Origin of the sequence: Kitasatospora sp. NPDC088264, from assembly GCF_040685715.1 — a bacterium.
GTDB lineage: Bacteria > Actinomycetota > Actinomycetes > Streptomycetales > Streptomycetaceae > Kitasatospora.
This window is the reverse complement of sequence record NZ_JBFBIR010000038.1, coordinates 2,141-18,556: the sequence shown is the minus strand read 5'-3', so window position 1 is coordinate 18,556 and position 16,416 is coordinate 2,141. Positions and strand designations below refer to the sequence as shown.

Sequence of the window (16,416 nt, the reverse complement as noted above, 5' to 3'; positions counted from 1 at the left end):
TGGGCCCGGAGCCGGAGCGGGCAGGCCCCGGACGGGCTCATCCGAAGGTCAGGTCGGCGCACGGGTCGGTGTCGGCGCCGCGGGTGTTCTCCGCTATGCCGGTGGGCACCCCGCTGGGCACGCCGCTCGGGTCGGCGGTGGCGGGGGTGGAGGGCTTCGCGCCGGGGCCGCTGCCGACCGCGTCCAGCTTGGTGGCGGGGCTTGGGCGGTAGTCGCGGCCCAGGGTGACGGTGATGCCCTCGGAGCCCGGCTCCTCGACCGCGCGCGACCCCGGGAAGAGCGCGGACACCTGGTCGGCGGCGGCCTTCAGGGCCGGGTCGTAGCTGATCTCGGTCTGCAGCCGTCCGCCGGCGGGCTTGCCGAGCGTGACGTTCTGGAAGCCCCGGGCCCGCAGCGCCTCCCCGCCGGAGGTGGACAGGCCGGGGGTGCCGACGCCGTTGACCACCAGCACGGGAGCCGCGGCCTGCTCGGGCGTGAGCGGCGCGGACGGGCCGGCGGCGGCTCCCGGGGTCGCGCCGTCGGGGCCGGGGGCGGTGGGGGAGGGCGCCGGGGTGTCGGTGCCGGAGGTGCTCTGGCCGTCCAGGGTGCGGTCCTCGCGCAGCAGCCGCCACAGCGTGTTGGCGTCCGGCTGGACGAGCTGGACGCGCTCGCCGGCGAAGCGCCAGGGCGCGGTCACGAAGGTGATGTCGGACAGCTTGATGTCCTGGAGCGAGCGGGCGAAGTCCACCAGCTTCATCGCGGTGCCCAGCCCCTCGTCCACGGTGAGCGAGCGGGTGGCCGCGTCGGCGAGCGGGAGCAGCGTGGGCAGGGAGAAGCCCTGGCCCTGCACCTTCTTGATCATCGAGGAGACGAAGGCCTGCTGGCGCTTCATCCGCCCGATGTCGGAGTTGTCGCCGAAGCCGTAGCGGGCCCGCAGGTAGTCCACGGCGGGCTGGCCGGAGAGCTTCTGCATGCCCTTCCGGAGGTGTATGCCGTGCGAGTCGACGTTGTTGGGGACGCAGACGTCCACGCCGTTGATGGCGTCGGCCATCGCGGCGGCGCCCTTGAAGTCGACCACGATGGTGTGGTCGATCCGCAGCCCGGTGAGCGTCTCGACGGTGTTCTGCGTGCAGGCGGGGTTGCCCTTGGGGAACTCGCCTATGGTGAAGGCCGAGTTGAACATCTGGTTGTTCCGGGGCGTGGTCCAGGTGCCGCTCGGCAGCTTGCAGGACGGGATGGTGACCAGGGTGTCCCGGGGTATGGAGACGCCGACGGCGTGCTTGTGGTCGGCGTAGACGTGCACCAGCATCGCGGTGTCGGAGTGGCCGACGCCCTCGTCGCCGCCGCCGATCGCGCTGTTGCCGTCGTCGCGGGTGTCCGAGCCGAGCACCAGGATGTTCACCGGCAGTTGGGCGCCGGGGGTGACCGGGGCGGGCGCGGGCGGGCGCTCGGTGGCGACGCCGCCCGGGTCGAAGGTGGTGATGTTGTTGTCCAGCCGGTGGTAGAACCAGGCCCCGGCGCCCACGACGGACAGCACCAGCACGGCGGCCAGGCCGATGGCTGTCCGCAGGTAGCGGCGCCTGCGCGTGCTGCTGCCCATCCTCCGTGTCCCCCCGTCTTTCCGTCTCTCGTGTTCGATGTTCGAACATTAGACGTTTCGACGGGCGGTTCGGTTACCTCCGGCGGTGGCCCGGATTTGGCTCCGGGGCTGTGATGCTGATCACGCCCCGGGGCCGGCGGCGCCGGTGACCATCCGGCGGAGCAGGTCGCGCAGGACGGCCCGCTCGTCCTGGCCGAGGGCGGCCAGCGGCTCGCGGGCGAAGTTCAGCGATTCGCGCAGTTCCTCGGAGGCGGTGGCGCCGGTGCCGGTGGCGGCGACCAGCTTGACCCGGCGGTCCTGCCGGTCGGCCTCCCGGGTGACGAAGCCGCGGGCTTCGAGCCGGTCGACGATGCCGGTGATGTTGGACGGCTCGCAGCTGAGCGTCTGGGCGATCTGGCGCATCGGCATGGGGCCGCGGCGCAGCAGGGCGAGCACCTTGGCCTGGGCGCCGGTGAGCGAGCGGGCGGCGGCCGCCTCCTCGTACTCGCGATGGAACAGCGCGACCAGGTTGGCCATCAGGTCGACGACCTCGCGGGTGATCTCGTCGGACTGCGGCGTGGCGGCCTGGGTCGACTGGGTGTCCATGTCCGAGAGTCTACCTGAAAAGTTGACAACATGAACCTTTCATGCCCATCGTTACTTCAGTAGCTCAACCTTTCATGCATCGGAACCACCTAAGGAGCTCCTCCCATGGCAGAGCAGGCCGCACCCGCGACCGCCCGTGAATGGCACCTCGCCGCCCGCCCCCAGGGCTGGCCGGTGCCGACCGACTTCGCCCTGGTCGAGGCCCCGGTCCGGACCCCGGGCCCGGGCGAGATCCTGGTCCGCAACGCCTTCCTCTCGGTGGACCCGTACATGCGGGGCCGGATGAACGACGTGAAGTCCTACGCCCCGCCGTTCCGGCTCGGCGAGGCCATGGAGGGCGGCGCGGTCGGCCACGTGGTCGCCTCCGGGGCCGAGGGCTTCGCCCCGGGCGACGCCGTCCTGCACGGCCTCGGCTGGCGCGAGTACGCCACCCTGGACGCCCGCCACGCGGTCAAGGTCGACCCGGCCGCCGCCCCGCTCTCCGCCTACCTCGGCGTGCTCGGCATGCCCGGCCTGACCGCCTACGCCGGGCTGCTCGCCGTCGGCGGCCTCAAGAAGGGCGACAAGGTCTTCGTCTCCGGCGCGGCCGGCGCGGTCGGCAGCATGGTCGGCCAGATCGCCAAGCTCAAGGGCGCCTCGCTGGTGGTCGGTTCGGCCGGCTCGGCGGAGAAGGTCGCCAAGCTGGTGGACGTCTACGGCTACGACGCCGCCTTCAACTACAAGGACGCCCCGGTCCACGAGCAGCTGGCGCAGGCTGCCCCCGACGGCATCGACCTCTACTTCGACAACGTCGGCGGGGACCACCTGGAGGCCGCGATCGGCGCGCTCACCGTGCACGGCCGCGCCGTGCTCTGTGGCGCGATCGCCCAGTACAACGACACCACCGCCCCCGCCGCCCCGCGCAACCTGGCGCTCGCGATCGGCAAGCGGCTGCGCCTGGAGGGCATGCTGGTCAGCGACCACGCGGCGCTGCAGTCGCAGTTCGTCGCCGACGTGGCCGGCTGGCTGACGTCCGGCGAACTGCGCCACGAGGAGACCGTGGTGGACGGTTTCGAGCGCACCGCGGACGCCTTCCTCGACCTGCTGCGCGGCGTCAACACCGGCAAGATGGTGGTCCGCCTGGACGGCTGACCCTTCGTCAGCTCGCCGACCGCCCCGCCGCCCCCCATCGGGCGTGCGGGGCGGTTTGCGTACGGGCGCGGGGGAATCGGTCGCACTACCGCATTCCGGCCGGATCCGAAAGTGCGTCATCCACGGTGCGGGGCGGCGCGGTACGGTGGGTCCCGCCTGGCGATGGGGCCGTTCGGGGGAGAGATCCGGCCGAGGGGTAGACCTCGTTGAGGATTCGACTAGCATTGAGCGAAAGCCTGTCCGTTTTGCTCAATTTAGTAGCTTAATGTCGGCTAACGTGGGTAACTGTGGATCAACTGCAGGCACGAGGCAGCTGGGGAAGGCGACCCTCGTCCACAGCCTGGAGGTCCCGGTGACGACACGTGGAGTTCTCTACATCCACTCCGCGCCCCGCGCGCTGTGCCCGCACGTCGAGTGGGCCGTCGCGGGGGTGCTGGGTGTGCGGGTGAGCCTGGACTGGATCCGCCAGCCGGCCTCGCCCGGACACTGGCGTGCCGAGCTTTCCTGGCAAGGGGAGCCCGGTACGGCCTCGAAGGTCGCCTCCGCGCTGCGCGGCTGGCAGCTGATGCGGTACGAGGTCACCAGTGAGCCCTGCGCCACGGCGGAGGGGGAGCGGTACAGCAGCACGCCCTCGCTCGGCATCTTCCACGCCGTCACGGGCATCCACGGCGACATCCTGATCCCCGAGGACCGGCTGCGCGCCGTCCTGCTGCGGGCCCGCAGCGAGGGGGCCGACCTGGAGGCCGAGATCTCCCGGCTGCTGGGCAAGCCCTGGGACGACGAGTTGGAGCCGTTCCGCTACGCGGGCGAGGGCGCACCGGTGCGCTGGCTGCACCAGGTGGTCTGAGCCGGCGGGCCCACGACGCGGCGCATGAAGAGGGGCCGGCGAGCGCCGGCCCCTCTCGGTGCGTTCGGACCCGGTGCGTACCGGGTGGGAGTGCGGACTACCGGGAGCGGAAGGCCAGCACCACGTTGTGGCCGCCGAAGCCGAACGAGTTGTTCAGCGCCGCGATCCGGCCCTCGGGCAGCGGGCGGGCCTCGCCGCGCACGATGTCCGCGTCCACGTCGTCGTCCAGCTCGTCGACGTTGATGGTCGGCGGGGCGATCCGGTGGTACAGGGCCAGCACGGTGGCGACGGTCTCGATGCCGCCGGCGCCGCCCAGCAGGTGGCCGGTCATCGACTTGGTGGCCGAGATGGCGATGTGGTCGAGGTCGTCGCCGAGCTCCTTGCGCAGCGCCTTCAGCTCGGCGGTGTCACCCTGCGGGGTCGAGGTGGCGTGCGCGTTGACGTGCACGATCTCGGCCTTGTCCAGGGTGTTGCGCTCGAACAGGTCGGCCAGTGCGCGGGCCACGCCGGCGCCGGTCGGCTCGGGCTGGGCGATGTGGTGGGCGTCCGAGGACAGGCCCTGGCCCACGGCCTCGCAGTAGATCCGGGCGCCGCGCGCCTCGGCGTGCTCGACCGACTCCAGCACGACCACGCCGGCGCCCTCGCCCAGCACGAAGCCGTCCCGGCCCTTGTCGTACGGGCGGGAGGCGCGCTCGGGGTCGTCGTTGTTCTTGGACATCGCCATCATGTTGGCGAACGCGGCGATCGGCAGCGGGTGGATCGCCGCCTCGGTGCCGCCGGCCACCACGACGTCGGCGCGGCCGGTGCGGATCATCTCGATCGCGTAGCCGATCGCCTCGGCGCCGGAGGCGCAGGCGGAGACGGGGGTGTGCACACCCGCGCGGGCGCCGACCTCCAGACCGACGTTGGCCGCCGGGGAGTTGGGCATCAGCATCGGGACGGTGTGCGGGGAGACCTTGCGGGCGCCCTTCTCCTTCAGCACGTCGTACTGGTCGAGCAGGGTGGTCACGCCGCCGATGCCGGAGGCGATGACGGTGCCGAGGCGCTCGGGGGCGAGCTTGGAGGAGTCGTCGGTGGCCGGCGTCTCGTAGCCGGCGTCGGCCCAGGCCTCACGGGCGGCGATCAGCGCGAACTGCGCCGAGCGGTCCAGCTTGCGGGCCAGCGGCCGGGGGAGGATCTCGCCCGGCTCGACGGCCGTGCGGGCGGCGATCTTGACGGGCAGCTCGGCGGCCCACTCCTCGGTCAGGGCCGCCACTCCGGAGCGCCCTGCGACCAGGTTCTCCCAGGTGGTGGCGGCGTCGCCGCCCAGCGGCGTGAAGGCGCCGATACCCGTGACGACCACGGTACGGTTTTCAGCGGTCACTGGTTCTTCTTCTCTCACGATCGTGGGGTCGGCGGCGAGCCGAGGAAGGGCCCGGCCGGGCGCCCGGTGGGGCGTCCCGGCCGGCGGGTCGGCCGGGCTCGGGGGAGCCGGGCCGACGAGTCAGCCGTCCGAGGCGTCGAGAACGCCGGACGTGCTGGACGGATCGAACGGGTCGATCGGTCAGGCGGCGGCGTTGGTGAGGATGTAGTTCACCGCGTCGCCGACGGTCTTCAGGTTCTTGACCTCGTCGTCCGGGATCTTGACGTCGAAGCGCTCCTCGGCGGCCACGACGACCTCGACCATGGACAGCGAGTCGACGTCCAGGTCGTCCGTGAAGGACTTGTCCTCCTGGACGTCCTCGGTCGGGATACCGGCGATCTCGTTGACGATCTCGGCGAGACCTTCCAGGACCTCGGCCTTGTCCTTAGCCATACTGGCTGCTCCTCTTCGGTGTTGAACGCGTCCGACCGGCGGCCGGACGCAGGCTTTGCGGAATGAGTGGGGCGAAACGCGCCTAGGGGAGCGTAACGACTGCCGCGGCGTACACGAGACCCGCCCCGAAGCCGATGATCAGCGCGAGGTCGCCGCTGCGGGCCTCGCCGCTCTCCAGCATGCGCTCCATCGCCAGCGGGATGGAGGCCGCGGAGGTGTTGCCGGTCTCGGCGATGTCGCGGGCGACCGGCACCGAGTCGGGCAGCTTGAGTGCCTTGATCATGGCGTCGGTGATGCGCATGTTGGCCTGGTGCGGGATGAACGCGCCGAGCTGGTCGGCGGTGACCCCGGCGGCGTCCAGCGCCTGCTGGGCCACCTTGGCCATCTCCCACACCGCCCAGCGGAAGACCGGCTGGCCGTCCATCCGCAGGGCCGGCCACTTGGCCTCCTCGCCCACGCCGTTGACGGCGTCGGGCTTGGCGAAGGCGGTGTCCCAGGCCTGGGTCTGCGAGATGACGTCGGACTGCGAGCCGTCCGAGCCCCAGATCAGCTTGCCGATACCGGGCGTGTCGGACGGGCCGACGACCGCGGCGCCGGCGCCGTCGCCGAAGATGAACGCGGTCGAGCGGTCCGACTGGTCGGTCAGGTCGCTCAGCCGCTCGACGCCGATCACCAGCACGTACTCGGCGTTGCCGCCGCGGATCATGCCGTCGGCCAGGCCCAGGCCGTAGCCGAAGCCCGCGCAGGCGGCCGAGATGTCGAAGGCCGGGGCGGTGCCGCAGCCGAGCCGCTCGGCGATCTCGGTGGCGATCGCCGGGGTCTGCTTGAGGTGCGAGACGGTCGCGACGATCACGCCGCCGATCTGGTCCGGGGTGATCCCGGCCTGGGCGATGGCCTTGCCGGAGGCCTGCACCGACATCTCGGCGACGCTCTCCTCCGGGCCGGCCCAGCGGCGCTCGGCGATCCCGCTGCGGGTGCGGATCCACTCGTCCGAGGAGTCGATCCACTCCAGCACCTCGGCGTTGGGGATCACCCGGACCGGGCGGTAGCCGCCCACGCCGAGGATGCGCGCGTACTGCGCGCCCTCGGACGGGCGGATCTGCGGGTTCGTCATGCCTGGGTCTCCTGATCCTGACCGCCGTGCTCCGCGACGAGCGCGCGGGCCTTGTCCAGGTCGGCGGGGGTCTTGAGGGCAAGCGTCGCCACACCCTTGAGGTTGCGCTTGACCAGTCCGGTGAGGGTGCCCGCGGGGGACAGCTCGATGACGGCGGTCGCGCCCAGTTGCCCGAGGGTCTCCATGCAGAGGTCCCAGCGGACCGGGTTGGAGACCTGCGACACCAGGCGGGTGAGCACCTCGGCGCCGGAGGCCACGACCTCGCCGTCCTTGTTGGAGACGTAGCGGACCTGAGGGTCGGCCACGGTCAGCGTCGGGGCCAGCGCGGCCAGCCGCTCGACACCCGGGGCCATGTGCTCGGTGTGGAAGGCGCCGGCCACCTTCAGGGCGACCAGCTTGGCACCGGCCGGCGGGTCCGCCTTCAGCGTCTCCAACTGGGCCAGCGTGCCGGCGGCGACGATCTGGCCGCCGCCGTTGTTGTTGGCCGCGGTCAGGCCGTGCTCGGCCAGCTTCGCCGCGACGACCTCCGGGTCGCCGCCGAGCACGGCGATCATGCCGGTCTCGGTGACGGCGGCGGCCGCGGCCATCGCCCGGCCGCGCTCGCGGACGAAGGTCAGCGCGTCGTGCGCGCTCAGCACTCCGGCGCCGGCGGCGGCGGTGATCTCGCCGACGCTGTGGCCGGCCACGGCGCCGACCAGCTTGCGGGCGACGTCCTCGTCCGGGAACAGCTCACGGGCGGTCATCAGGCCGGCCGCGACCAGCAGCGGCTGGGCGACGGCGGTGTCCTTGATCTCCTCTGCGGAGGCCTCGGTCCCGGCGTGCACCAGGTCGAGCCCGGCGACCTCCGACCAGCCGCGGAGGCGGTCGGCGACACCGTCCAGCTCCAGCCAGGGGCTGAGGAAACCGGGGGACTGGGCACCCTGTCCAGGGGCGACGATTACGAGCACGGTTCAACCCTCTCTCGCCAGGCGCCCAGGGGCGGGTAGGCGACGGTAACGAAGAAAACCATCCGGGATTGTAAGGTCCCTACAGGCGGTTCAGCTCGGCTCCCCGGCCGCGGTGAGTCGGCCGAGGGCGAGTGCGATCCGCAGCGTGAACGCCGAACGCACGTCGGACGGGGCGTACCCCGTGACGTCGGTCACACGTCGTAGCCGGTAGCGCACCGTGTTGGGGTGGACGAAGAGCATCCGGGCGGCGCCCTCCAGCGAGGAGGCCTGCTCCAGGTAGACGCTCAGCGTTTCCAGCAGCGCCGAGCCGGCTTCGTCCAGCGGTGTGTAGATCTCCTCCACCAGCTGGCGGCGGGCGGCCTGGTCGCCGGCCAGCGCGCGCTCGGGCAACAGGTCGTCGGCCAGCACCGGGCGGGGCGCGTCCGGCCAGGCGGCGCAGGCACGCAGGCCGGCCGCGGCGGCGTGCGCCGAGCGGGTCGCCGAGAGCAGGTCCGGCACGGTCGGGCCGACCACCACCGGGCCCGGCGCGAACTGGCCGATCAGCGCCCGGGCCGCGTGCACCGGCTCCTTGTCGCCGCCGACCACGACCACCAGGCGCTTGCCCAGCACCCCGGTCAGCACGTGCAGCTTGGCGTACCGGGCGGCCCGGCGGATCGCCTCGACCACCAGCTCGCTGTCGCCGTCCGGCGCGCTGCCCATCACCACCCGGACCTGGCTGGGCTGGCCCCAGCCGAGCGCCGCGGCCCGCGACAGCACGCCCTCGTCCGCGTCGCCGGACAGCAGCGAGTTGACCACCAGCGCCTCCAGCCGGGCGTCCCAGGCGCCGCGCGCCTCGGCCGCCTGGGCGTACACCTGGGCCGTCGCGAAGGCGATCTCCCGGGCGTAGACCAGCACCGACTCGCGCATGTCCGCCTCGTCGCCGGGGGCGGCCACCTCCTCGATGGCCTCCTCCATCACCTCGATCGTGGTGCGGATCAGCTCGACGGTCTGGCGCAGGGTGATCGCCCTGGTCAGCTCGCGCGGGGCGGTGCCGAAGACGTCCGTGGAGATCGCCTGGGCGGCGTCCGGGTGGCGGTACCACTCGGTGAAGGCGGCGATGCCGGCCTGGGCGACCAGGCCGATCCAGGAGCGGTGCTCCGGCGGCATCCGCCGGTACCAGCCGAGCTGGTCGTCCATCCGGGAGATCGCGGCGGTGGCCAGCTTGCCCGAGGACTTCTCCAGCCGCTTGAGCGTCGCGGCCCGGCGCTCGGCCCGCTCGGCGGCGATTCTGCGCTCCTGCGCGGTGAGGCGGGGCGCCGCCCGGCCGGGGCGGTCGCGGCCGGCCCTGGGGGCCGGGCTCTTCCCGGTCGGCTCGGCCGTGGGACTGGGTTCGCTCTTGGAGTTCGCGGAAGCGGCTGGCACAAGGACAAGACTGCCTCACGTGAGTGACTGCTCGTGCACACCCCCCGGTGCAGCGGCACGGTGGTGCCGGTCACACCCACTACCGTGGGGCCCGTGACAGACGACGCCGCCCGCCCCCGCGCCGACCTGCGCCGCACCGCCGAGCGCTACCTCTCCACCCCGGCCGAGGGCGTCGAGACCCGACACGCGTTCTCCTTCTCCGGCCACTACGACCCGAAGAACACGCACTTCGGCGCGCTGCTCGCGTGCAACGAGGAACTCCTCGCCCCCGGCGCCGGGTACGAGGAGCACAAGCACCGGGACACCGAGATCGTCACCTGGGTGCTGGAGGGCGCGCTGGCGCACCGGGACTCCCGGGGGCACGGCGGGGTGGTCCGCCCGGGGATGGTCCAGCACCTCGGCGCGGGCTCCGGCGTCACCCACACCGAGCGCAACGTCGGCGGGGCCGCCGGCCCGGTCCGCTTCGTCCAGATGTGGCTCCAGCCGGACGTGTTCGACGCGCCCCCGGCGTACGGGCTGCGCAAGGTGGAACCGGTCGACGGCGGGTTGACGCTGCTCGCCTCCGGGCTGGAGCGCGACGCCGGGACGGACGCCCTGCGGCTGCGCCGCGGCGACGCCGCGCTCTGGCTGGCGACGGCGGGGCCGTGGCAGCCGCTGCCCGCACTGCCCGAGGCCGCCTGGCGGTACGCGCACCTGACCGCCGGCTCGCTGGGCTACCGGACGATCCCGGGGCCCAAGGGCGGCGGCCGCTCGATGGCCCCGGGCGACAGCGTGCGGATCACCGGCGACGCCTTCGCCGACCCGACGGCCGGCGAGACCGGCGCCGAACTCCTGCTCTGGGAGATGCACTCGCCGGTCTCGTACGGCTAGGGGCTGTCCTTTCAGCCTTCGAGTCGTTCAGCTGTCCAGTTCGGCCAGGACCGCGTCCGAGCAGGCCGGCCAGACCTCGGCGGCCCACGGGCCGAAGTCCCGGTCGGTGAGCGCGACGCAGGCCACGCCGGCCTCCGGGTCGACCCACAGGAAGGTGCCGGACTGGCCGAAGTGGCCGAAGGTGGCGGGCGAGTTGGCGGTGCCCGTCCAGTGCGGGGCCTTGCCGTCGCGGATCTCGAAGCCGAGACCCCAGTCGTTCGGCCGGCGGTGGCCGTAGCCGGGCAGCACGCCGCTGGTGCCGGGGAAGGCGACCTCGCGGGTGGCCTGCCGGACGGTGGACGGGTCCAGCAGCTTCGGGGACTGGAGCTCGGCGGCGAACCGGACCAGGTCCGCGACGGTGGACAGGCCGCCGGCGCCGGCCGGGGACCTGTGCGCGGTGTTCAGCAGGGTGTCGTGCATGCCCAGCGGCTCGAACACCGCCTCGGCGGCGTACCGGGAGAACTCGATCCCGGCGGCGTCGGACAGCGCCCGCGCCAGCGCGTCGAAGCCCGCGTTGGAGTACAGCCGGCGGTTGCCGGGCTCGGCGAACACCCGGTCCTCGTCGAAGCCCAGGCCGGAGGTGTGCGCGAGCAGGTGGCGTACGGTCGAGCCGGCCGGCCCGGCCGGGTCGTCCAGCTCGAAGACGCCCTCCTCGACCGCGACCAGCACCGCGTACGAGGTGAGCAGCTTGGTCACCGACGCCAGCGGGAACAGGTGCTGCTGCGGCCCGTACGTGCCCAGCACCGCGCCGTCCGCCCCCCGGACCACCGCCGCCGCGGCATGGGGCACCGGCCAGTTCTCGATCATCCGCAAGCTCTCCATGCGCCCGACTCTAACGAAGGCCCGAAAACGGGTGGCGGGAGCACCCGGGTGCGAGGCTTGCTTGGAGTGCACTCCAACTCGATAGCGTCGTCGTCACCGCTCACCACAGGGGGTAACCGCTCATGGCCACGCTCGCACCCGTCCAGCTCGACCTGCGGACCTGCGCCGACGTGTACCAGCGCCCGGTCGGCGATCCGGACCGGACCCCGCGGCACACCATCAGCGAGGTCGCCGTGGCCAGCGGGCTCACCGCCCACACCCTGCGCTGGTACGAGCGGATCGGCCTGCTCGACCCGGTCGACCGCTCCACCAGCGGCCAGCGCCGCTACTGCGACGCCGACCTGCACCGGCTGGCCTTCCTGGGCCGGCTGCGGCTGACCGGCATGCCGATCGCCGACATGCTCCGCTACGTGGAGCTGGCCCGCGAGGGTGAGCGGACCTACGAGGCGCGGCGCCAACTGCTGGTCGACCAGCGCGAGGAGGTCCGCCAGCGGGTCGCCGACCTCCAGGCCACCCTCGCCGTCCTCGACTACAAGATCGACCTGTACTCCGGCCGGATCGCCGCGTCCGACGAACCGGCCGTCTGCCGCCACGAGTAGCCACCATCAGCACGCCGCACGCGGAGTACACCGCAGCGGAGTGCACCGCACGCAGAGGAAGAAGCAGAGCGATGACCGTCTCCGTCCTCCCCACCGTCCAGCTCGGCACCGACGGCCCGTTCGTGGGCGTCCAGGGCCTCGGCTGCATGGGCATGAGCGACTTCTACGGCCCGACCGACCGGCCCGAGGCGCTCGCCACCCTGGACGCCGCCCTGGAAGCCGGCGTCACCCTGTTCGACACCGCCGACGCCTACGGCTTCGGCCGCAACGAGGAGCTGATCGGCCCCTTCGTCCGCGCCAACCGCGACCGGGTGGTGCTCGCCACCAAGTTCGCCCTCGAGCGCACGGAGGACGACCCGGGCCGCCGCAGCATCCGCAACGACCCGGCGTACATCCGGGCCGCCGTGGACGCCTCGCTGCGCCGCCTCGGCGTGGACGAGATCGACCTCTACTACATGCACCGCCGCGACCCGGCCGTGCCGCTGGCCGACTCGGTCGGCACCATGGCCGAGCTGGTCCGGGCCGGCAAGGTGCGCCGGCTGGGACTGTCCGAGGTGACGGGCGCCGAACTGCGGGAGGCGTACGCGATCCACCCGATCGCCGCACTGCAGTCCGAGTGGTCGGTGTTCGCCCGGGACGTCGAGCGTACGGCGGTGCCGGCCGCGGCCGAACTGGGCGTCGCCTTCGTGCCGTACTCGCCGCTCGGCCGGGGCTTCCTGACCGGGGCGTTCCAGGCCGCCGAGCAGCTCGCGGCGGACGACGTCCGGCGCACCCAGCCGCGCTTCACCGGCGCCAACGCGGCGGCCAACGCCGAACTCCTGGCGCCGCTGCGGGAGATCGCGACGGCCCGCGGGGTGACCCTCGCGCAGGTCGCGCTGGCCTGGGTGCACCAGCGGGCCGAGGTGCACGGGCTCACGGTCGTGCCGATCCCCGGCACCCGCAAGCGCAGCCGGCTCGCCGAGAACACCGCGGCCGCCACGCTGCGGCTCACCGCCGAGGAACTGGCCCGGCTGGAGCCGGTGGCGGGCGAGGTCGCCGGGGACCGCTACCCGGACATGCGCCTCACCCAGGTCGGCCGGGAGTAGCGGCGGCCGGGGAGCGGCCGCCCGGGCCGCTCCCCCTCCCGTCCCGGGTGCCTTCTCAGACCTCCCGGCCGAGCCAGGCGGCCAGCCGGGTGTGCACGTCGGCGTCCGGGGCGACCGGCCGCACCTCGCCGAACGGGACCGGTCCGCCGCGGTGCTCGGCCGACAGGACGGCCTGGGCGACGGCCAACGCGGCGTGCGCCAGGGCGTCGTCCAGCGGCTGCCGGGAGCCGAGCGCCCGGGCGATGTCCCAGGTGTGCGCGACCGTCTCCATCAGGTAGCCGCCGACCGCGACCCGGCCGGGCACCACGCCCCAGGGTGCGTGGGTCGGGCGGTCCAGCGCGGCGTCGTCCGACCAGGCCGCGACGGCCCGGGCGCGGGCCCGGTCCAGCGCGCCCGGCCAGGCGTCGTCCGCCAGGTCCCCGGTGGCGGCGACGACGTCCTCGGCCCGGCCGCCCTCGCCCAGGTAGGCGAACCGGTGGATGCCGCCGACCACGTGGCTCAGCAGCCCCCGCAGGGTGAACGCGCTGCACGGGGTGGGCCGGTCGAGGGCGCCCGGGGTGATCTCGGCGAACAGCTTCTCCAACTGGCCGAGGGCGAGCAGGTACTGCGGGCGGGCGTCCTGGACGGAGTTCACGTGGAATCAGCTCCCTGGGGTGGTGCGGGCTTTCGGGCTCGAACGGCAATCTCCCAGTAAAACCTGACAACCGCCGTCAGGATTGCTGGGATTCTGCTGCCATGAAGGCCGACCGCCTGCTCTCCATCCTGCTCCTGCTCCAGACCCGCGGCAGGGTGCCCGCCACCGAACTGGCCGGGCGCCTGGAGGTGTCCGTCCGCACCATCTACCGCGACGTGGAGTCGCTCTCCGTCGCCGGCGTGCCGGTGTTCACCGAACGCGGCCGGCACGGGGGCATCAGCCTGCTGCCCGGCTACCGCACCGACGTCACCGGACTGACCGCGGACGAGGCCCGGGCGCTGTTCGTGCTCTCCGCCCAGGGCGCGCACAGCGACCTCGGGCTGGACGGCGCGCTCGGCTCGGCGCTGCGCAAGGTGATGGCCGCGCTGCCGGCCCCGCACCGCCCGGCCGCCGAGCGCATCACCGAGCGGATCCTGGTCGACCCGGCCCGCTGGCTGCAGAGCGGCCCGGCGGCCGGCGCCGCGACCGGCCCCGAACTGGGCGAGCTGCAGTACGCGGTGTTCGCCGACCGGCGGTTGCGGCTGCGCTACCGGCACAGCGGCACGCCCGCGCCGGTGGAGTACACCGTGGACCCGTACGGGCTGGTGAGCAAGGCCGCGGTCTGGTACCTGGTGGCCGATCTGCACGGCGAGCCCCGGCTGTTCCGGGCCGACCGGGTGCTGGCCGCCGAGACCACCGAGGAGGCGGTGCGCCGCCGCCCCGGAGTGGGGCTCGGGGATGCCTGGGCGGTGCTGCGCGAGCAGGTGGAGCGGCTGCCGAAGGAACTGCCGGTCCGGGTGCGGGTGCGGCGCGGGCGGCTGGACATGTTCGTCCGCATCCACGGCGGCCGGGTCACCGCGCCGCCGCCGGAGGCGGGCGCCGGGCCGGCCGAGGAGTGGGTCGAGGTGGCGATGGTCTTCCCGGCGCCGGCGGCCGTCCGCGCGCTGCTCGCCTTCGGCGCGGACGCCGAGGTGCTGGCCCCGCCCGCCGCCCGCCGCGAGCTGGCCCGGGCGGCGGCGGACGCGCTGCGCCTCTACCAGGACTAGGAGTAGGTCGGGCTCTAGGAGTTCGGGGCGGGCCGGACGACGTCCTGGTAGTGGCCGAGCGAGATCGCCGCGAAGTTGTGCAGGCTGTCGGTGCCCTCGGTGAAGTAGCCGTTGTGGCCGGCCGCGCGGGCCGAGGAGATCTGCTCGGCGCCGAAGCCGCCGGCGGTCGGGTCGGCGCCGTGGCCGAGGCCGCCGACCTCCAGGTACGGGACGTTGCCGATCCAGTCGGTGGGGTTGCGGGTGGCCCAGACGTGCACGCCGGCGCCCAGCTCGCTGGTGCTCTGCACGCCCATGCCGGGGCTGCCGAACACCATCAGGTCGGTGATCCCGGAGGTGTCGGAGGGGGAGGCGGCCGCGCGCGGGATCTCGGGGGCGGCGTTGCCGCAGACCACGGAGCCGTACGAGTGGCAGAGCAGGGCCGGGGGTGCGTCCGGCCGGGTGGTCTCCTTGAGCCCGGCGAGCAGCCGCTGCAGCCGGGGCGCGCCGACGTCGGCGAGCCGGGAGGTGACGGCGTCCGGGCCGAGGCCGGACGGGGTGACGTAGCCGGTCCAGGCGATCACCGCGGTGCGGGTGTTCGGCGCCTGCCGCTGCTCCTCGGTGTACAGGGCGCGGGCCATGCCGGCCGGGGAGCGCAGCGGTTCGGCGGCCTGGTCGAAGTGGCCGAGGTCGGCGTCCGAGCCGGGGACGACGACGGAGATCCGCTCGGCGTCGGCGAGGTCGCCCCACACCTCGGTGATCAGGCCGCGGCCGCGCGGGTCGAAGGCGAGGATCTGCCGGTCGGGGCCGAGCAGGTGCTCGACGTCGTTGGCGCGGGAGACGGCCAGCTCGCGGGTGTCGGCGTCGAGCTTGTGGTCGGCGCCGCGGGCCCGGGCGCTGTCGCGTTCGGCGGCCAGCGCGATCTTGTTGGCGCGGTAGCGCAGGTCCAGCGGGGCGCCGTCGAAGTTGCCGACGACCAGCGGGTAGTCCCGGATCAGCCGGTCCAGCTCGGTGGGGGCGAGCGAGGCGAAGAACGCGGCGGCGGCGGCCGGGGTGGTGGTGGCCGGGTCGGGCAGGGTGCGGTCGAAGCTGTGGTCCTGGACCCAGGCGGCGCTGCCGGCCGGGGGTGTGGAGATCGCCAGCTGCTCGGTGGAGGCGGCCGCCTGGGCCGCCGCGGCGCCGGCGTCGGCGAGCACGGCACAGCCCGCGAACGCCCCGATCAGTACCCGCTTCCAGCGCCGACGGTTGCGCACCGCACCAACTCCCTTAGGGCCCGTCACCGTTTCTCGGGCGGTGCCCGGAGGGTGCGACAAGACTGCCTGCTTCCCTGCGCAAGCGTAGGGCGCCCGGAGAGGCGACGCGCCCGCCCAAACTGTGGGATGGCTCACATGAACCGGCGGTGTCGTTTCAGCGTCACAGAGCGGCCCGCACGTCGAATTCGCGCACCATCCGCTTGGGCGCCGTGCGCCGCCAGGCCTCGACGACGAGGTCGCGCAGCTCCTCCGGATCGACCAGGTCCAGCTGGACGCTCACCCAGCCGTGCCGCCCGACGTACGGCGCGCTGGAGAACACCTCGGGCTCGGCGGCGAGCAGTTCGGACTGGTCCTCGGGGGAGGCCTTGACGGTGACGGACCGGCCCCCGGGCGCGCCCATCGCGAAGATCCGGCCGCGGATCCGCAGGGTCTCGATGTCCCAGGTCGGCTCCTGTGCGGCCTCCGGCAGGGCGAGCGCCATCGCGCGGAACTCCTCGAACGTCACCATGCCCGCAGCGTAGGGCAGGGGACCGACAGCGCGCGGGCCCGGGCAGGGGGCTCGGAGGGGCGCGGACCGATCGTAGTTCGAGAACGACACCTACCCCGACATCGACGACACCGCCGAGGTGGTGCTCGCGCTGGGCCGGGTCGACC

17 protein-coding genes are annotated in these 16,416 nt (G+C 73.5%); 6 read left to right on the top strand and 11 right to left on the bottom strand.

The genetic code is table 11. The features are described from left to right. Positions 1 to 37: 37 nt before the first annotated feature. Both AB0O82_RS25645 and AB0O82_RS25640 read right to left on the bottom strand, forming a co-directional pair. Complete coding sequence (locus AB0O82_RS25645) at positions 38 to 1,579, bottom strand: LCP family protein (RefSeq protein WP_363586303.1); 1,542 nt, start codon at positions 1,577 to 1,579, stop codon at positions 38 to 40. Between the two features lie 120 nt (positions 1,580 to 1,699). After that, complete coding sequence (locus AB0O82_RS25640; RefSeq protein WP_363586302.1) at positions 1,700 to 2,164, bottom strand: MarR family transcriptional regulator; 465 nt, start codon at positions 2,162 to 2,164, stop codon at positions 1,700 to 1,702. Between the two features lie 105 nt (positions 2,165 to 2,269). Here AB0O82_RS25640 and AB0O82_RS25635 point away from each other — a divergent pair, with 105 nt between their 5' ends. Together AB0O82_RS25635 and AB0O82_RS25630 are read left to right on the top strand one after the other, a co-directional pair. Further along, a complete protein-coding gene (locus AB0O82_RS25635) occupies positions 2,270 to 3,295 on the top strand; it encodes an NADP-dependent oxidoreductase (RefSeq protein ID WP_363586301.1) in 1,026 nt (341 codons plus the stop codon). Positions 3,296 to 3,647: 352 nt separating this feature from the next. Further along, complete coding sequence (locus AB0O82_RS25630; protein WP_063347462.1) at positions 3,648 to 4,142, top strand: DUF3145 domain-containing protein; 495 nt, start codon at positions 3,648 to 3,650, stop codon at positions 4,140 to 4,142. A 97-nt stretch (positions 4,143 to 4,239) separates the two neighbouring features. Here AB0O82_RS25630 and fabF read toward each other — a convergent pair whose 3' ends face one another. The 5 genes from fabF to AB0O82_RS25605 form a co-directional block, all read right to left on the bottom strand. Then, complete coding sequence (gene fabF / locus AB0O82_RS25625) at positions 4,240 to 5,505, bottom strand: beta-ketoacyl-ACP synthase II (RefSeq protein ID WP_363586300.1); 1,266 nt, start codon at positions 5,503 to 5,505, stop codon at positions 4,240 to 4,242. Positions 5,506 to 5,685: 180 nt separating this feature from the next. Further along, positions 5,686 to 5,937, bottom strand: a complete 252-nt coding sequence (locus tag AB0O82_RS25620; protein WP_363586299.1) for an acyl carrier protein — start codon at positions 5,935 to 5,937, stop codon at positions 5,686 to 5,688. Between the two features lie 82 nt (positions 5,938 to 6,019). Beyond that, entirely contained in the window at positions 6,020 to 7,051 is a 1,032-nt protein-coding gene (locus AB0O82_RS25615) for a beta-ketoacyl-ACP synthase III (protein ID WP_363586298.1), read from the bottom strand. Then, positions 7,048 to 7,998: an ACP S-malonyltransferase gene (locus AB0O82_RS25610; protein WP_063347458.1), complete on the bottom strand. Its 951-nt coding sequence runs from the start codon at positions 7,996 to 7,998 to the stop codon at positions 7,048 to 7,050. The genes AB0O82_RS25615 and AB0O82_RS25610 overlap by 4 nt, the downstream gene beginning before the upstream one ends. A 90-nt stretch (positions 7,999 to 8,088) precedes the next feature. Then, on the bottom strand, positions 8,089 to 9,264 hold the full coding sequence (locus AB0O82_RS25605) for a PucR family transcriptional regulator (RefSeq protein ID WP_063347457.1): 1,176 nt from the start codon (positions 9,262 to 9,264) through the stop codon (positions 8,089 to 8,091). Positions 9,265 to 9,492: 228 nt separating this feature from the next. Between AB0O82_RS25605 and AB0O82_RS25600 the strand changes: the two genes are divergently transcribed. Beyond that, positions 9,493 to 10,269 carry a pirin family protein gene (locus AB0O82_RS25600; RefSeq protein WP_363586297.1) on the top strand — a complete coding sequence of 259 codons (777 nt, stop codon included), beginning with the start codon at positions 9,493 to 9,495 and terminating at the stop codon, positions 10,267 to 10,269. A gap of 27 nt (positions 10,270 to 10,296) precedes the next feature. Here the strand turns inward: AB0O82_RS25600 and AB0O82_RS25595 are convergent, their stop codons facing one another. Beyond that, the gene (locus AB0O82_RS25595; protein WP_363586296.1) at positions 10,297 to 11,130 is read right to left on the bottom strand and encodes a serine hydrolase domain-containing protein; all 834 of its coding nucleotides are present in this window, start codon (positions 11,128 to 11,130) and stop codon (positions 10,297 to 10,299) included. Between the two features lie 122 nt (positions 11,131 to 11,252). On the opposite strand from AB0O82_RS25595, the gene AB0O82_RS25590 reads away from it, so the two are divergent. Next, positions 11,253 to 11,729: a MerR family transcriptional regulator gene (locus tag AB0O82_RS25590; protein ID WP_363586295.1), complete on the top strand. Its 477-nt coding sequence runs from the start codon at positions 11,253 to 11,255 to the stop codon at positions 11,727 to 11,729. Between the two features lie 71 nt (positions 11,730 to 11,800). Beyond that, a complete protein-coding gene (locus tag AB0O82_RS25585; protein ID WP_363586294.1) occupies positions 11,801 to 12,814 on the top strand; it encodes an aldo/keto reductase in 1,014 nt (337 codons plus the stop codon). Positions 12,815 to 12,869: 55 nt separating this feature from the next. On the opposite strand, the gene AB0O82_RS25580 is transcribed toward AB0O82_RS25585, so the two are convergent. Next, on the bottom strand, positions 12,870 to 13,448 hold the full coding sequence (locus AB0O82_RS25580) for a TIGR03086 family metal-binding protein (protein WP_363586293.1): 579 nt from the start codon (positions 13,446 to 13,448) through the stop codon (positions 12,870 to 12,872). Positions 13,449 to 13,549: 101 nt separating this feature from the next. Between AB0O82_RS25580 and AB0O82_RS25575 the strand changes: the two genes are divergently transcribed. Then, positions 13,550 to 14,533 carry a WYL domain-containing protein gene (locus AB0O82_RS25575; protein ID WP_363586292.1) on the top strand — a complete coding sequence of 328 codons (984 nt, stop codon included), beginning with the start codon at positions 13,550 to 13,552 and terminating at the stop codon, positions 14,531 to 14,533. A gap of 14 nt (positions 14,534 to 14,547) precedes the next feature. Here AB0O82_RS25575 and AB0O82_RS25570 read toward each other — a convergent pair whose 3' ends face one another. Next, positions 14,548 to 15,762, bottom strand: coding sequence for an alpha/beta hydrolase (locus AB0O82_RS25570; RefSeq protein WP_363586291.1), 1,215 nt, complete (start codon positions 15,760 to 15,762; stop codon positions 14,548 to 14,550). A gap of 160 nt (positions 15,763 to 15,922) precedes the next feature. Continuing rightward, positions 15,923 to 16,270 (bottom strand): MmcQ/YjbR family DNA-binding protein, encoded by a 348-nt coding sequence (locus AB0O82_RS25565; protein WP_363586290.1) that lies wholly within the window; start codon positions 16,268 to 16,270, stop codon positions 15,923 to 15,925. Positions 16,271 to 16,416 lie beyond the last annotated feature (146 nt).

Bases quoted from the DNA above. Each gene is read 5' to 3' on its own strand.
- AB0O82_RS25645 (WP_363586303.1), bottom strand. From the start codon at position 1,579: ATGGGCAGCAGCACGCGCAGGCGCCGCTACCTGCGGACAGCCATCGGC.
- AB0O82_RS25640 (WP_363586302.1), bottom strand. From the start codon at position 2,164: ATGGACACCCAGTCGACCCAGGCCGCCACGCCGCAGTCCGACGAGATC.
- AB0O82_RS25635 (WP_363586301.1), top strand. From the start codon at position 2,270: ATGGCAGAGCAGGCCGCACCCGCGACCGCCCGTGAATGGCACCTCGCC.
- AB0O82_RS25620 (WP_363586299.1), bottom strand. From the start codon at position 5,937: ATGGCTAAGGACAAGGCCGAGGTCCTGGAAGGTCTCGCCGAGATCGTC.
- AB0O82_RS25615 (WP_363586298.1), bottom strand. From the start codon at position 7,051: ATGACGAACCCGCAGATCCGCCCGTCCGAGGGCGCGCAGTACGCGCGC.
- AB0O82_RS25595 (WP_363586296.1), bottom strand. From the start codon at position 11,130: ATGGAGAGCTTGCGGATGATCGAGAACTGGCCGGTGCCCCATGCCGCG.
- AB0O82_RS25590 (WP_363586295.1), top strand. From the start codon at position 11,253: ATGGCCACGCTCGCACCCGTCCAGCTCGACCTGCGGACCTGCGCCGAC.
- AB0O82_RS25585 (WP_363586294.1), top strand. From the start codon at position 11,801: ATGACCGTCTCCGTCCTCCCCACCGTCCAGCTCGGCACCGACGGCCCG.
- AB0O82_RS25575 (WP_363586292.1), top strand. From the start codon at position 13,550: ATGAAGGCCGACCGCCTGCTCTCCATCCTGCTCCTGCTCCAGACCCGC.
- AB0O82_RS25565 (WP_363586290.1), bottom strand. From the start codon at position 16,270: ATGGTGACGTTCGAGGAGTTCCGCGCGATGGCGCTCGCCCTGCCGGAG.